Annotated in this window: 10 protein-coding genes; 3 read left to right on the top strand and 7 right to left on the bottom strand. The window is 70.8% G+C overall.

Annotation, left to right across the window (positions count from 1 at the left end):
- Window positions 1-162 precede the first annotated feature (162 nt).
- Entirely contained in the window at window positions 163-2,877 is a 2,715-nt protein-coding gene (locus STSP_RS02360; protein ID WP_232789498.1) for an alpha-L-rhamnosidase, read from the top strand.
- An 18-nt stretch (window positions 2,878-2,895) separates the two neighbouring features.
- Here the strand turns inward: STSP_RS02360 and STSP_RS02355 are convergent, their stop codons facing one another.
- From STSP_RS02355 to STSP_RS39930, 7 genes are all read right to left on the bottom strand, one after another.
- Complete coding sequence (locus STSP_RS02355) at window positions 2,896-3,813, bottom strand: AraC family transcriptional regulator (RefSeq protein ID WP_067271299.1); 918 nt, start codon at window positions 3,811-3,813, stop codon at window positions 2,896-2,898.
- A 71-nt stretch (window positions 3,814-3,884) separates the two neighbouring features.
- Complete coding sequence (locus tag STSP_RS02350) at window positions 3,885-4,511, bottom strand: YigZ family protein (RefSeq protein WP_067271296.1); 627 nt, start codon at window positions 4,509-4,511, stop codon at window positions 3,885-3,887.
- Window positions 4,512-4,663: 152 nt separating this feature from the next.
- Complete coding sequence (locus STSP_RS02345; protein ID WP_067271293.1) at window positions 4,664-5,923, bottom strand: alginate lyase family protein; 1,260 nt, start codon at window positions 5,921-5,923, stop codon at window positions 4,664-4,666.
- Between the two features lie 127 nt (window positions 5,924-6,050).
- Window positions 6,051-6,716 (bottom strand): ThuA domain-containing protein, encoded by a 666-nt coding sequence (locus STSP_RS02340; protein ID WP_067271289.1) that lies wholly within the window; start codon window positions 6,714-6,716, stop codon window positions 6,051-6,053.
- Between the two features lie 112 nt (window positions 6,717-6,828).
- Window positions 6,829-7,881, bottom strand: a complete 1,053-nt coding sequence (locus STSP_RS02335; protein ID WP_067271288.1) for a LacI family DNA-binding transcriptional regulator — start codon at window positions 7,879-7,881, stop codon at window positions 6,829-6,831.
- A 282-nt stretch (window positions 7,882-8,163) separates the two neighbouring features.
- Window positions 8,164-9,117 (bottom strand): aldo/keto reductase, encoded by a 954-nt coding sequence (locus STSP_RS02325; protein ID WP_232789499.1) that lies wholly within the window; start codon window positions 9,115-9,117, stop codon window positions 8,164-8,166.
- A gap of 302 nt (window positions 9,118-9,419) precedes the next feature.
- Window positions 9,420-11,216 carry an endo alpha-1,4 polygalactosaminidase gene (locus STSP_RS39930; RefSeq protein ID WP_078066831.1) on the bottom strand — a complete coding sequence of 599 codons (1,797 nt, stop codon included), beginning with the start codon at window positions 11,214-11,216 and terminating at the stop codon, window positions 9,420-9,422.
- 223 nt (window positions 11,217-11,439) lie between these two features.
- On the opposite strand from STSP_RS39930, the gene STSP_RS02315 reads away from it, so the two are divergent.
- Both STSP_RS02315 and STSP_RS02310 read left to right on the top strand, forming a co-directional pair.
- Complete coding sequence (locus tag STSP_RS02315; RefSeq protein WP_067271279.1) at window positions 11,440-13,122, top strand: long-chain-fatty-acid--CoA ligase; 1,683 nt, start codon at window positions 11,440-11,442, stop codon at window positions 13,120-13,122.
- Window positions 13,123-13,346: 224 nt separating this feature from the next.
- Window positions 13,347-14,507 carry a glycoside hydrolase family 53 protein gene (locus STSP_RS02310; protein WP_067271277.1) on the top strand — a complete coding sequence of 387 codons (1,161 nt, stop codon included), beginning with the start codon at window positions 13,347-13,349 and terminating at the stop codon, window positions 14,505-14,507.
- Window positions 14,508-14,536 lie beyond the last annotated feature (29 nt).

Below are 14,536 nucleotides of genomic sequence, written 5' to 3'. Positions count from 1 at the left end.
CCCGCCGTGGACAGCGGAATCATCGAGGAGACGGAGGGGGACCGGCGGGGCCGCTCCGCGGGCTCTTCCCCTGGCTGACGTGATGGACGCCACGCGCGCGTGCCATCAGCGCACGTTCGATCGCTTTCCCGAGGGACACAGGAGAACTGTTCCGTGATGGCCATGTCCGCTGCCGCGAGTGAATCCACTGATCCGACCGTCCATGTGGTGGGGCTGCGCACCGCCGACGACTCGGGCCTCGTCGCGACGGCCGCTGCGAGGCCCCTGCTGAGCTGGCGACTGAGTTCGGATCGCTCGTCCGCCCGGCAACGGTGCTACGAGGTGCAGACCGCGTCCGACGACGTCTTCCGCAGCGGCGTCGCCGGCAGCGGGGTCGTGCACTCGGAGCGCCGGCAGGACGTGGTGATGCCCGGCCCCGCCCTGCGCAGCAGGGAGGTGCGCTGGTGGCGGGTGCGGGTGTGCACCGATCTCGGGTGGACGGCGTGGAGCGACCCGGCGCGCGTGGAGGCCGCGTTGCTGGAGCGGTCGGACTGGCTGGCCCGCCCCATCGCGCTCGCCAGCGATGCCGGCCGCCGCGATCCGGGCCCTGCCCCGGTCTTCCGCCGCGAGTTCCACCTGCCCATGCACGTACGGACCGCGCGGCTGTACGTCACCGCGCTCGGCGTGCACGACACCCGCGTCAACGGCCTGGCGGTCAGCGGGGATCTGCTGGAGCCGGGGTGGACCAGCTACGGGCACCGCCTGCTGTACGCCACGTACGACGTCACCTCACTGCTGAAGGCGGGCGCGAACGTCATCAGCGCCACGGTGGGCGACGGCTGGTACCGGGGAACCCTCACCTGGCTCTCTCCGCCCAAGCGCAACGTCTACGGCGAGGCGGCGGCCCTCCTCGCCCAGCTCGACGTCACCCTCGCCGACGGGCAGCGCCTCGTGGTCGCCACCGACGGCACCTGGCGGGCGGCGACCGGCGAGGTGCTGTCGGCCGGGCTGTACGAGGGCAGCATCATCGACCTGCGCCGCAGCCCCGAGGGGTGGCGGCGAGCAGGATTCGACGACAGTGCGTGGTCCCCCGCCGTCGCCCTCGATCTCCCTCCCGGCCTCGAGCAGCGAGCCATGCCCGCCGTACGGGCCGTGGAGACCCGGCGCCCCGCCGTCACCCCGGCGCAGCGGGGCGGGCTGCGCGTCGATGCCGGGCAGAACGTCACCGGGTACCTGCGGATCACGGCAGAGGGCGGCGAGGGCCGGGCCGTGACCGTACGGCACGCCGAAGTCCTCGACTCCGCAGGCGACTTGCACACCGCTCCGCTGCGGGGCGCCACCTCCACGGACCGGTATGTGCTGGCGGACACCGGGCCCGTACGGCTCACCCCGCAGTTCACCTTCCACGGCTTCCGGTACGCCGACATCACCGCGGATCCCGGCGTGACGATCAGCGACGTGGAGGTGGTCGTGGTCGCATCGGACCTGACCCGTACCGGCCACTTCGCCTGCTCGAACGATGCGGTCAACCGCCTGTACGAGAACACCGTCTGGTCCCAGCGCGGCAACTTCCTGTCCCTGCCCACGGACTGCCCGCAGCGTGACGAGCGGCTGGGCTGGACGGGCGACATCCAGGTGTTCGCACCCACGGCCTGCCACACCTTCGACAGCCGCTCGTTCCTGCGGAACTGGCTGCGGGATCTGGCCGCGGACCAACGCGAAGACGGCTGCGTACCCCATGTCGTCCCCAACGTCCTGCATCTGCTGGGCGACGAGGACTGGGAGTACGGCAGCGCGGGCTGGGGCGATGCTGCGGTGACCGTCCCCTGGGCGCTGTACGAGGCGTACGGGGACCTCGACGTACTGGAAGGCCAGTACGACTCCATGCGCGGCTGGGTCGACTGGTGCGCCGGACGTCTGGACGCCGACGGCATCTGGTCCGGCGACTTCCACTTCGGCGACTGGCTGGACCCGGGCGCCCCGCCGGACCGGCCGCACGAGGCGACCACGCCGACCGAGTTCGTGGCCACCGCCTGCCTCGCCCACAGTGCCCGGCTCGTGGCGCGGGTCGCGCGGCTCATCGGACGCACCGAAGACGCCGATCTATGCGGCGTGTTGGGCGACCGCGCGGCGCAGGCGGCATGGGCCGCGTACGGGACGCTGGCCGTCACCACGCAGACCGGCTGCGCCATCGCGCTCCAAATGGGCATCGCGCCTGCCGCCGAGCGAGAGCGGATCGGCCGATACCTCGCTGATCTCGTGCGCAAGGCCGAAGGCCGCATCGCCACCGGATTCCTCGGCACTCCTCTGGTGCTGCCCGCGCTCACCGCCACCGGACACCACGACGAGGCGTACCGGCTGCTGCTCAACGACCGTTGCCCAGGCTGGCTGCACCCGGTGCGGCAGGGCGCGACCACCGTGTGGGAGCGGTGGGACGCCGTCGGCGAGGACGGCGCCATCCACGCCGGCGACATGGATGGCGGCGGGTCGATGGTGTCCTTCAACCACTACGCGTACGGCGCGGTCGCCGCCTGGCTCTACCGCACGGTGGCCGGCCTCGCCCCCGACCCGGACGCCCCCGGCTACCGCCGGATCGTCTTCGCACCCGTGCCGGGTGGGCAACTGACCTGGGCGCGCGCGGAGTCGAGCACCCCTTACGGCACGGCGGCGATCCGGTGGGAGACGGACGCGTCGTCGTTCACCGCGGACGTGGAGATTCCCGTGGGTGCGTCGGGGGTCTTCGTCCTGCCGCCCGGGACGTGGTCCGCCGTCCGGGCCGACGGCGTACCGGTGGCGGCCGACGACCTGCGGCTTTCCGATGCGCACGGCCGCAGGGCGCTGATGCTCGGCGCCGGCCCTCACCGCGTGACGCTGACGTCCTGGCGAGGCACCTCCTGACCACGGACGCTTGACGGCTCACGCGTGACGGCGGACGGTCTGATGGCTCCCGCTGTCCGCGAACCTCTTCCGGTACGCGGTCGCGCTCAAGCCCGCATGGGCGCGGAACCGGCGGGCGAACAGGTTGGGATCCGGCCAGCCGACCTCGCGGCCGATGCGCGCGACCGGCAGGTCCGTGTGCAGCAGCATGGCCGCCGCCAGCTCCACGCGATGCTGCGACAGGTAGGCCATGGGCGGCTGGCCGGTGACCGACTTGAACAGGCGTGTCAGATAGCCCGGTGAGAGGTGCAGTTCATCGGCCAGCTCCGGCACCGTCCACGGATGCGCGGGCCGCTCCTCCAGCAGCCGCATGGCGCGTACGACGGCGGGGTGCGTTCGCCCGCCCGCTTCCGCACGGTCCGGGTGCTCGGCGGCCGCTGCGCGCGCCAGTAGACCGAGGAGCAGCGACAGCCGGCCCATGAGGTCGGCACGGTGCAGCCCGACCGGTGCGTGCCGCAGTCCGTCCAGGGCATCGAGATGGCTGCGGCTCTCGGCGAGCGCCACCGGGTCGAGGCGGAAGCCGAGCAGGCCCCTGCGGTGCGCCGAGCGCGGTCCCGTCCACAGCAGATGGCCCAGCAGCGGGTCATCGCGCATCCACGCGAGCTCGCGCCGCAGCAGCTCCGCGCTGAAGCAGCAGTTGTAGATCTCCAGACGGCGGCAGTCCTCGTAGCCGTGCCAGACCCCTGGCCGCAGCACCAGCACATCCCCCGCCCCGAGCCGCCGACGGCCCCCCAGCGCGTGGTGCACACCGTCGCCGCCGATGACGACCACGACCTCCACGAAGCTGTGCGTGTGCGGCGCAAGGGTGCCCTCGTGCACGTACTGCCCGGCGTAGACCGGCAGACCCTCCGTGAGGAAGAGCAAGCCCTGCGCCTCATCCACCGGTGCCTGCCCCATACGACCTGTATACACAGCAACCCGCCCGACCTGTATACACAGCGGACCGTCCTGCCGCGGTCCGCGGTCCCTCAGGCGTCCCCGTACGCCTCTCCGCCCAGCTCGAACCCGGCTGTGCCCGCTGTCGCATCGGCGAGCCAGGCGCGGAAGGCCTCGACGTCGGCGTCCGGCAGGCCGATCTCGATGGTGACCGCCTCGCCGTAGCGGACGTCGCGGACCTCGCGTCCTGTCGCGCGCAGATCGTTCTGGACTTTGCCCGCGCGCTGGTGGTCGACGGTGACGGTGGCGAGCCGGAAGCGCCTGCGGGTGACGGTGCCGAGCGTGTCGAGCGCCTCGCCGACCGCTCCTCCGTACGCCCGGATGAGTCCGCCCGCGCCGAGCTTGACCCCGCCGTAGTAGCGGGTGACGACGGCGACGACGTAGCGCATGTCGCGGCGCATCAGCATCTGGAGCATGGGTACGCCCGCGGTGCCGCCGGGCTCGCCGTCGTCGCTGGCCTTCTGCACGGCCGCGTCGGCGCCGATGACGTACGCGTAGCAGTTGTGGGTGGCGTCCGCGTGGTCCTTGCGGACGCGGGCGATGAAGTCCTGGGCCTCCTGCTCGGTGGCCGCGGGCGCGAGCGCGCACAGGAAGCGCGAGCGGTTGATCTCGATCTCGTGCACGCCCTCGCGGGCCACCGTGCGGTACTCGTCCTGCATCGGGCCAGCGTATGCGGTGTGCCACCGCCGCTGGACCAACGGTACGGAGCGTGACGGCACGCGCGCGTGACGGAGGGGGCCGCCACGCGCGCGTGACGCGACCGGCACCTGCCCTGCGGGCCGGGTCAGGGCAGGCACCGGGCCTCACCGCCTCACTTGGCGTACGTCAGCGTGCCGAAGCCGAGCTGGTCGTAGCCGCCGCTCGTGGAGCCGTAGTCGCCCCCACCGCCCTCGGGGTGGACGACGCCCCAGTACATGTCGCGGATGTACCTGTCATCCAGGCCGAGGCGCCGGTTGTAGTGGAAGTGGAGCATCGCCCACACCGGGCGCACCTGGCCGCGGCTGCCGGAGCCGATCACCGTCTGCGACTGCTGGGCGCAGTTCTGGCCGGTGCCCCAGGTGTAGGTGGTGTACGGCACGTTCATGCCGAGGTTGTACTTCGCGACATACTGGGCCGCCTTGAAGAAGCGGCGGCCGTCGTACGAGTAGAGGTCCTCGCCCTGGTTCCAGGCCATCTCGCAGATCGCGCCCATTTGGCCCATGCCCATGACGGTGTGGCCCTGGTCGCGGCCGGACTCCTGCCACTGGCCGAGGTCGTAGCCCTCCACGTTCGAGTACAGGAACGGGACGGCGTTCCTGATCGAGCCGTTGCCCGCCCCGGTCTTGAAGTAGTTCGAGGCCTGGTCGTACATGGGGCCGTCGTCGCACAGGATCCCGATCGCCATGATCGAGGCCATGTTGCACAGGTCCCAGTTGGCCCAGTAGTTGGTGATGCAGGCGTCGTTGTGCTCGCGGAGGAACCGGTCGTTGAGCGGGTAGAAGACGGTCCGCATCATGTTCTGGAAGCGGCTCAGGTTGAAGCCGCTGTAGCCGCGCATCAGCTCGGCGGCGTTGGCGAACTGCCAGCCGTAGATGCCGGCGGCCAGGTAGCGGTCGGCGTTGCCGGTGATCTCGGTCAGCGTGGCCGACCAGGCGTTGAGGATCCGCACGGCGCAGTCCCCGTGCGCGGTCGAGCCGCTGACCCACCACCGCAGCGCGTTCTGGTAGGCAGCGGCGATGTCGTTGTAGAGGATCCCGTAGTTCTGCCCGGTGCCGCCGCGGATGATGGTGGCCTGCGGGTTGGGGTTCCAGGTGGACTGGGAGTGGGAGTTGGCGGTCAGCCGGTTCCAGCCGGACAGCCAGGGGTCGTCGCCCGCGGCCACCCGTACCTTGGCGCGGTTGAGGTCTCCCCAGTTGTGCAGCATGCCGGGGTGGGTGAAGGTCGCCGGGGCGGCGCTGGCCGTGCCGCCGAGGAGGGCTGCGGCGCCGGTGCCCGCCGCTGAGGCGAGGGCGAGCCCGCCGGCGGCCTTCAGCATCCCGCGCCGGCTGATCCCGCCCGCTGATTCCGCTCTGTGCGTGTTGGTGCGGCTCACGTGTCTCTCCTGTCTGGTGGGGGTCGGACGTTAGGAGACGTACGTGCCGTTGGGGGCCACCCCGGTGTGTCGCGCAAGATCACACCGGGGTGGCCCGGTCCTTGCCGCGCGCTGCGGCCGCGGGCGATCAGGACAAGGGCGCCACGTGGCGGAGGCCGCCGAGCAGATGGGCGCGGAAGTCCGGGTCGTCGTAGGCCTCGGCCGTGTGGCCGAGCGCGGTGTAGAACACCCGGGCGCCGCCGTACTCGTGACACCAGACGAGCGGATGGTCGTCCCCCATCCCCCCGCCCTCGTACGAGGACTCGTCGGCGGAGGCCAGCACGCGCACGGCACCGCGCGGATTGGCCCGGAAGTCGTACCACTCGTCGGTGAACGCCCAGGCGGCGTCCAGGTGGCGAGTGGCCGGGTGCTCCTTGTCCTCGATGGTGAGGACGCCTGGCTGCAGCTCGGGGTGGCGCGCGAAGCGTGCGCCGAGCAGCTCGCCGTAGAACGGCCAGTCGTACTCGGTGCAGGCTGCCGCGTGCACGCCCATGAAGCCGCCGCCGGAGGCGCAGTATCCCTTCAGCTCCTCCCTCCCCCGCGGTGTGAGGACGTCACCGCTGGTGGAGAGGAACACCACGGCCGCGTACCGGTCGAGCCCGCCGTCGAACGCCTCCGGGTCCTCCGTCGCATGGACGTCGAAACCGTTCTCTGTGCCCAGCTCCCGGAATGCACGGATGCCGTCCGGGATGGAGTCGTGCCGGTAGGCGGTGGTGCGGGTGTAGACGAGGACTTGGGGCCGACGGTGCGGCATGGTGATGCTCCAGAGAGGCAAGCGTTGGGGGAAACCGATGTCCATAATTACGGCACCCGAGGCGAGGGGCACCACCCCGTACTGCACCGAAAATTTCGCCGCGCCGAGCGCGTCACTTCCCGCGGCGCCGGGTCGATCCCCTGACGACGATGTGGGTGCCGAGCACCTGGTGCTGGCTGTCGGGCAACTCGTCGCGGTGGAGCGCGAGGCGCACGGCGGTACGGCCCAGCTCCTCGTGCGGCACGCTCACCGTGGTGAGCTGGGGATACATGTCGAGCGCCACGGGGATGTCGTCGTACCCGGCCACCGAGACGTCCTCGGGCACCCGCACACCGCCCTCGCGCAACGCCTGGAGCACGCCCGCGGCGACCATGTCCGTGGCGGCGAAGATCGCGCTGAAGTCCGCCTTGGAGGCGAGGAGTTCCCGGGTCGCCTGATATCCGTAGCTGCGTGAGAAGACGCCGTCCTTGATCAGCCGGGGGTAGGGGCTGAGACCCAGCATATCGTGGGCGCTGGTGAAGCCTTGAAGGCGCTCTCTGCTCGTGGACAGCAGGGGAACCCGGCCCAGGTAGGCGATGCGCCGGTGGCCCTGGCTCAGCAGATGCGTGGTCATCGCGAAGGCGCCGCCCTCGTTGTCGTACTCGACGACCGTCGCGGGCACCCCCTCGCCCAGCGGGGGCCGGCCCACCAGACCCAGCCGCGAGCCCGCCCGGTCCAGGGCGTGCGCGAAGTGCGTCATCCGGTCCTGGTAGGCCTTGTCCTCCCAGGCGCCACCCACGACGATCACGCAGTCTGCCCGCTGCTCGCGCATCAACTCCACGACGCCGAGGGCGCGTTGGGGGTCGCCGTGCGTGGTGCAGAGCATGCACAGCCGGCCTTCGGCCGATGCCTGTTCCTCCACTCCGCGCGCGATGTGGGCGTAGAAGGGGCCGGTCACGTCGTCGACGACGAAGGCGACCGTCTTGTTCGTGGAGCCGCCCAGGGCACGGGCGTGGGCGTTGACCACGTAGTCCAGCTCGCGCATGGCCTTGAGGACCTTGGCGCGGGTCGCCGTGGCCACCGGATAGGTTCCGCCAAGGACTCGGGACACCGTCGACGGGGACACACCGGCGCGCTTGGCGACGTCCCGCACCGTCGAGGCCTCACCGCCGGATCCGCCGGACATACCCCCCGTTTTCCCGGCTGTCCCTTCCACGTCCGTCTCCTCGCCCCTGAGCCGCGCCTCATCCCCGTCGGCGCTCACGATAGTGCAGCTCGGGCGTGGTGCAGCCGCAGAAGTACCGCCGAGTACGGTTCCGGCAGCGTCACCCGCAGCCGGGAGCCCCCGTGGTCGAGCTCGACCACCGACGACGCCGTATGGAGCAGCGTCGCCGCGCTCGCCTCCCGCGGGACCGCCGCGGGCCGCCACTCTCCCACGGCGTCCCACCAGCCGGGCACGCCGCCCGGGTTACCCCAGCAGCTCCTCCAGCTGGGCCAGTTCACCCTCCTCGAAGGGCGGTACGTCGAGCACGCCCAGGTTCTGGTCCAGCTGCGCGACGCTGCTCGCCCCGATGAGCACGGAGGTGACGCGCGGATCACGCAGCACCCAGGCGAGTGCCAGCTGCGCGAGCGTGTTCCCGCGGTCGCCCGCGAACTTGTTGAGCGCCTGCAGCAGAGCGAGCTTCTCCTCGGTGAGGGCGTCCCGCTTGAGGAAGTGTCCGATGGCCATTCGCGAGTCGGCGGGCACGCCGTCGAGATAGCGGTCGGTCAACTGCCCCTGAGCGAGCGGCGAGAAGGCGATGACACCGGCGCCGGCCTCGGCGGACGCGGCGATCAGGCCGTTGCGCTCTATGCCGCGGTCCAGCATGTTGTACGGGTGCTGGTTGATCAGCAGCGGCGTCCCGAGCTCCTTCAGGACCGCCGCGGCCTTCACCATCTGCTCGGGGCTGTAGTTGGACAGGCCCGCGTACAGCGCCTTGCCCTGACGTACGGCAGTGTCCAGGGCGCCCACGGTCTCCTCGATGGGAGTGTCGGGGTCCGGGCGGTGCGAGTAGAAGACGTCGACGTAGTCGAGGCCCATCCGCCCCAGCGACTGGTCGAGGCTGGCGAGCAGGTACTTGCGCGAACCCCACTCGCCGTACGGCCCGGGCCACATGTCGTACCCCGCCTTGGTGGCGATGAACAGCTCGTCCCGGTACGGGCGGAAGTCCTGCGCGAAGATCGTGCCGAAGTTCGCCTCAGCGCTGCCGTACGGCGGGCCGTAGTTGTTGGCGAGGTCGAAGTGGGTGACGCCGCGGTCGAAGGCGCGGCGGAGCACGGCGCGCTGGGTGGCCAGCGGCGTGGTGTCACCGAAGTTGTGCCACAGACCGAGCGAGACCTTGGGCAGCAGCACCCCGCTGCGCCCGCAGCGCTGGTACTGCATGCCGGAGTAGCGGTCGTCCGCGGCGAGGTAAGGGGCGGGTTTCACGGGGCTCTCCTGTCGTGCTCCGAGCATGGTTGCCCGGGGCGGTTGTGCGGGGTGCGGTTCGTCGGCCGGGCAGGGCCGCCGCCCGGACTCGCGCCCATCCTCCGACGAAAGCCCGCCAGAAGAGAAGGCGGTTTCGCGAGCGGAACGCCACTCGCTCCCGAGAGCTTGGGGATTTAACCCAGTTCATAGCGATTTGTAATGCCGTCCCGAATCAGAAACCGGTTGCTCCTCGGTACTTGAGTCAGTGGGTTCGGGCGTCAGCAGGTCTGGCGGAGGTAGCCGCTCGCGCCTTTGGGCACGACTGACTGGTCGCGGCGGACAATGCTCAGTGTGCTGCTCCAGCCGGAGCACGCTGCCGATAGGCCCTTCGCCGTGTACTCGACCGCGAGCACGTTGTTGTCGAACGCCTCGGCGAACTCGCCGCACTCATTCCACTCGCCGCACTCCTCCACCACGGCGAAGTCCAGGCCCACGGACGCACGGTAGGGCACGAGCTCAAGGGTGTTCTTCTGGGCGATGGCCAGGCCCTTTTCGTGGGCGTGCGCCGACAGCAGCTTCATGAGCGCCTTGGCCTGGTCGGCCGTGAGGTATTTCGGGAAGCGGGTGAAGGTGTCGTAGTTGTCGGGCTCGACGGCCTTGTACCCCTTGGCCGCGCACTCGTCGATCCAGGTGTTCACCTTGGCAGCGATGCGCTGCCGCTTGGCGTCCGTGCGGATGTCCAGGACCGCCTCGTCCCAGTCCTTGTCGTAGACGACATCCCCGTTGGCGTCGCGCAGCAGCAGGTCGGAGTCCCAGTCACCCTCCGCGTCCTCCTGTGCCTGGAAGGCGTTGAGATTGCAGATGTTGTACACACCCGGCGCGGGCGCGTCCTCGAAGCTGCGACTGACCACCTGCACACCGGTCGGCGGGGTGTACGCGCCGCCGATCTGGTAGTCCCACCGCACGTGCTGCGGCGGTGGGGTGACCGTGGCGGCGGATGCGGGTGCCGACGCGGGCGGGGACGCGTCGGGCGACGGGGAAGCGCTGTTCTGGTGCGACCCGGTATTCACTGCCGTGATGCTCAGCCCGGTGATGGCCAGGGCTGTGGCGAGGCCGACGAGGATGAGCCGCCCTCGACGTCCATAGCCGGTTCGAGTCCTGTCCGTTCCGCCCTCCCCCTCGGCGGCCAGGCCTTGTGGAACGGGGCGCGTATGGGAAGCCTGGCGGCTGGTATCCGCCGAGTCGGCGCCCGGCGCGACCTGCGCGGCGGAGTCCGGCAGCGTCTGGAGCATACGGTGCAGCTCGGCGAGTGCGGGCCGGCCGGCCGGGTCCTTGTCCAGGCAGCGTTCGGCGATGCTCCGAAGCGGTTCGGCGACTCCGTCCAGGACCGGTGCCTCGTACATCACCTGATAGCCCGTCAAGTACGGGCTGCTTCCGTCGAAGGGACGGTTGCCGGTGGCCGCGTACACCAGCAGCGACCCCAGCGAGAAGACGTCCGAGGCCGCGGTGACGTCCCGCGGCGCGGTGAACTGCTCCGGAGACATGAAGGGCGGGGTGCCGATCAACCGTCCGGTCACGGTGAGGGCCTCGTTGTCGACGGCGTGCGAGATGCCGAAGTCGATGACGCGGGGTCCGTCCTCGGCCATCAGGACGTTGCTCGGTTTCAGATCACGGTGCACCACACCTGCCCGGTGGATGTCCCGCAGCGCCTCGACAAGGCCCAGAGCGAGCGCGCGCAACTCGCGTCCGCGCAGCGGACCGTCATTGGCCACGATGTCCGACAGCGTGCGGCCCGGCACATACAGCGTCGCCATCCACGGCCGTTCGGCGTCCGGATCGGCGTCCACTACCGGGGCCGTGAACGCCCCGCTCACCCGCCGGACCGCCGCGACCTCCTGCCTGAAGCGCGTCCGGAACTCCTCGTCCTGCGCGTACTGCGCGTGCACGACCTTGACCGCGACCTGTCGCCCCGAGGCTGAGCGGCCCAGATAGACGACACCCATGCCGCCACTCCCGAGTCGGCCGACCAGCGCATAGCCGCCTATGGAGTCCAAATCGCCGGGGCTCAGCGACATCACCGGTCACCTTTCCCATGTGCCGTGGTTCGAAAAGCCGTTCAGGGGCATCAGACTAAGCCTTGTAGGTGAATGATCTCGGGACAGTGCGGCGTGGTCGGTCGGTGTTCGGTCGCCTCGCCTGTCCAGCACCACGACCGATCCCTTCCCGGACACGCCGTGACGACGACGGGTGCGCGAACGCTCTCCCCATCTGATGGGTCGTCAATTATGGTGCGCACCCATGAGGTCCCAAGGGTCCAAGGCCGGTACCGTCGCGGAACTCGTCCAGGCCCGCTGGGGGGACGACCGCCCCGGGCTGTGGTTCGAACACGAGGTGCTCAGCCACCATCAGGTGGCCGCGGGCGCGGCTGCGCGGGCCGCGCTGCTCTCCGACCTGCTGCCGCGCTCGGCGGAGCCCCACGTCGGCGTGCTCCTCGACAACACTCCCGAGTATCCACTGTGGCTGAGCGCCGCGGCACTGGCGGGCGCCGCGGTGGCGGGCATCAACCCGACCCGGCGCGGCCCCGAGCTGGCCCGCGACATCCTGCACACGGACTGCCGGGTGCTGATCACGGAACGCGTCCATCTGGCCCTGCTGGACGGCCTCGACCTGCCCGGGGTACGAATCCTGGTGACCGAAACGGACGCGTACGGGGAACTGCTCGCGCCGTACGCCGGGGCGAAGCCGGGCGAGGTGCGGCTTCGCGGCGTGGAGCCGGGGCCGGACGCGCGGATGCTGCTGTACTTCACCTCGGGCTCCACGGGCGCACCGAAGGCGGCGATCTGCACACAGGGACGGCTGACGGCGGCCGGGCTGTCGCTGGCGGACCACTTCGCCCTCCGGCCGCAGGACGTGCACTACGTCTGTATGCCGATGTTCCACGGCAACGCGGTCATCGCGGACTGGGCGCCCGCGCTCGCGGCCGGCGGCGGGGTCGCACTGCGGCGGCGCTTCTCGGCGTCCGGGTTCCTGGCGGACGTACGACGGTACGGTGCCACGTACTTCACGTACGTGGGACGGGCGGTGCAGTACATCCTGGCGACCCCGCCGTCCCCCGACGACCGGGACAACCCGCTGCGCCTGGGATTCGGCACGGAGGCGGGTGCCGTGGACGCGGCGCGCTTCGAGGAGCGGTTCGGCGTGCGGCTCGTGGAGGGGTACGGCTCGTCGGAGGGCGGCGCCGCGATTCAGCGGATGCCGGGGACGCCGCCGGGCGCGATCGGGCGGGCGGCGCCCGGTAACGATCTAGCCGTGGTCGACCCGGAGACACGCGAGGAGTGCCCGCCGGCGGAGTTCGACGAGCGGGGACGGCTGCTCAACGGGGCCCTGGCGATCGGGGAGCTGGTCAACCGCGGCCGCACCGCCTTCGAGGGCTACTGGCGGAACGCGGCAGCGGACGCCGAGCGGCTGAGGGCTGGCTGGTACTGGACGGGCGACCTCTTCTACCGCGACGCCGACGGCTTCCTCTACTTCGCCGGCCGGACCGACGACCGGCTGCGCGTCGACAGCGAGAACCTGGCGGCGGCGATGATCGAGAACATCCTCGCCCGGTACGAGGACGCCACTGCCGTGGCCGTGTTCGCGGTACCGGACCCGGTGGCCGGGGACCAGGTGATGGCCGCGTTGTCGCTGCGCGAGGGGGCAGCCTTCGATCCGGCCGGGTTCGCGGCGTTTCTGGAGGCTCAGGACGACCTGGGTACGAAGATGGCTCCCCGCTTCGTGCGGGTGGTGCGGCAGATGCCGGTCACCGCGACGAACAAGGTCCACCGCGTGGGCCTGCGGCGCGCCGCTTTCTGCTGCCCGGACCCCGTGTGGTGGCGGCCACCGGGGCAGTGCGCGTACCGGCGGCTGACGTCGGGGGACGTGGAGGGCTTGTTGGCGGAGTATGCCGCGCAGGGACGGGACGATGTGCTGGGCCGCTGACCCGAGAGGTGTACGCGAGGGCGTGCGCGCTTCTGTGAGCGTGCACAGGAGAAGATTGTTTCGAATCTCTTGTCATTCCGGCCCGGCGTCGGGTTACCTAACGTTGGTCCCGGGTGCCAGCCGAGACAGTACCTGTGCACGTTCACGGAACGGCTGAGCCCGGGCGGTCCCGCACGGCACCCGTGTCAACCCAGAGCCGATTCCACCGTGAAGGGGCCCCTGAAATGCTCGACATCCCCAGACGCCGCGTTCTCACCGCCGCATCGGTCGGTGCCGCGGCGCTGGCGGTGCCCGCCCTGGGCGCCGTCCCCGCCGCCGCGAGCACCGCGAGCGGCGGCGCCGCGCCCCGCCGCCTGCCGATCCGCGCCATGGACATCTCCTCGCTGCCCAAGAACGAGGACTTCGGGGCCGTCTACCGCCGCGCCGACGGCCGACGCGACGACCCGATCCGTATCCTCGCCGACGCCGGCATCACCCACGCCCGTCTGAAGGTCTGGGTGAACCCGGCCGACGGCTACAACGACAAGAAGCACGTCCTGTCGCTGGCCCGGCGCCTGAAGCGGGCGGGCATCGGCATCTGGGTCGACTTCCACTACTCCGACACGTGGGCCGACCCGGCCCACCAGACCAAGCCGGCCGCCTGGGCCGACCTGGACGTGGCGGGCCTGACCCGGGCCGTCTACGACCACACCGCCGAGGTCCTCGGCGCACTCAGGCGCCAGGGCACGCCCGCCGACCTCGTGCAGATAGGCAACGAACTCAACGGCGGCATGCTCTGGCCGACCGGCAACTGGGAGCACTGGGACAACCTGACCGCCTTCCTCAAGGCCGGCCTGCGCGCCGCGCGCGACACCACTCCGCGCATCCGCACCGTGATCCACCTGGCCAACGGCGGCGACAACGGCCTGTACCGGTGGTGGTTCGACAACGCGGTGTCCTACGGCGTCGACTTCGACATCATCGGCCTGTCCTACTACCCGTTCTGGCACGGCTCCCTGGACCAGGCAGCAGCCAACATGGCCGATATCACCGCCCGTTACGGCAAACCTTGCGTGATCGCCGAGACCGCGTACCCGTTCACGCTGAGCAGCGAGGACGAGATCAACGACATCATGAACAGCCCCTCACAGCTCACCGAGGGCTACCCCGCCACGCCCGAGGGGCAGGCCGCATGGCTGCGTGCGGTGGCCGACCTGTCGGCCGCCGTCCCCGACGGCCAGGGACTCGGCTACTGCTACTGGGAAGGCGTGTGGACCTACCGCGCCGGCAGCGGCTGGAACCCGGCGGACCCGACGTCGGGCAACGCGTGGGAGAACCTCGCCCTGTTCGACTTCGACGACAAGGCGCTGCCCGGCCTGCGGGCCCTCGGCCGCTACCGCTCCTGACTCCGCCCGGTCGGCGGCCGGCGACCGGC

Origin of the sequence: Streptomyces jeddahensis (assembly GCF_001642995.1) — a bacterium.
Taxonomy (GTDB): domain Bacteria; phylum Actinomycetota; class Actinomycetes; order Streptomycetales; family Streptomycetaceae; genus Streptomyces; species Streptomyces jeddahensis.
Note: the sequence above shows the minus strand (reverse complement) of the source record. Positions and strands in the feature narration are given on the sequence as shown.

Bases quoted from the DNA above. Each gene is read 5' to 3' on its own strand.
- STSP_RS02360 (WP_232789498.1), top strand. From the start codon at position 163: ATGTCCGCTGCCGCGAGTGAATCCACTGATCCGACCGTCCATGTGGTG.
- STSP_RS02355 (WP_067271299.1), bottom strand. From the start codon at position 3,813: ATGGGGCAGGCACCGGTGGATGAGGCGCAGGGCTTGCTCTTCCTCACG.
- STSP_RS02350 (WP_067271296.1), bottom strand. From the start codon at position 4,511: ATGCAGGACGAGTACCGCACGGTGGCCCGCGAGGGCGTGCACGAGATC.
- STSP_RS02340 (WP_067271289.1), bottom strand. From the start codon at position 6,716: ATGCCGCACCGTCGGCCCCAAGTCCTCGTCTACACCCGCACCACCGCC.
- STSP_RS02335 (WP_067271288.1), bottom strand. From the start codon at position 7,881: ATGTCCGGCGGATCCGGCGGTGAGGCCTCGACGGTGCGGGACGTCGCC.
- STSP_RS02325 (WP_232789499.1), bottom strand. From the start codon at position 9,117: ATGCAGTACCAGCGCTGCGGGCGCAGCGGGGTGCTGCTGCCCAAGGTC.
- STSP_RS39930 (WP_078066831.1), bottom strand. From the start codon at position 11,216: ATGTCGCTGAGCCCCGGCGATTTGGACTCCATAGGCGGCTATGCGCTG.
- STSP_RS02315 (WP_067271279.1), top strand. From the start codon at position 11,440: ATGAGGTCCCAAGGGTCCAAGGCCGGTACCGTCGCGGAACTCGTCCAG.
- STSP_RS02310 (WP_067271277.1), top strand. From the start codon at position 13,347: ATGCTCGACATCCCCAGACGCCGCGTTCTCACCGCCGCATCGGTCGGT.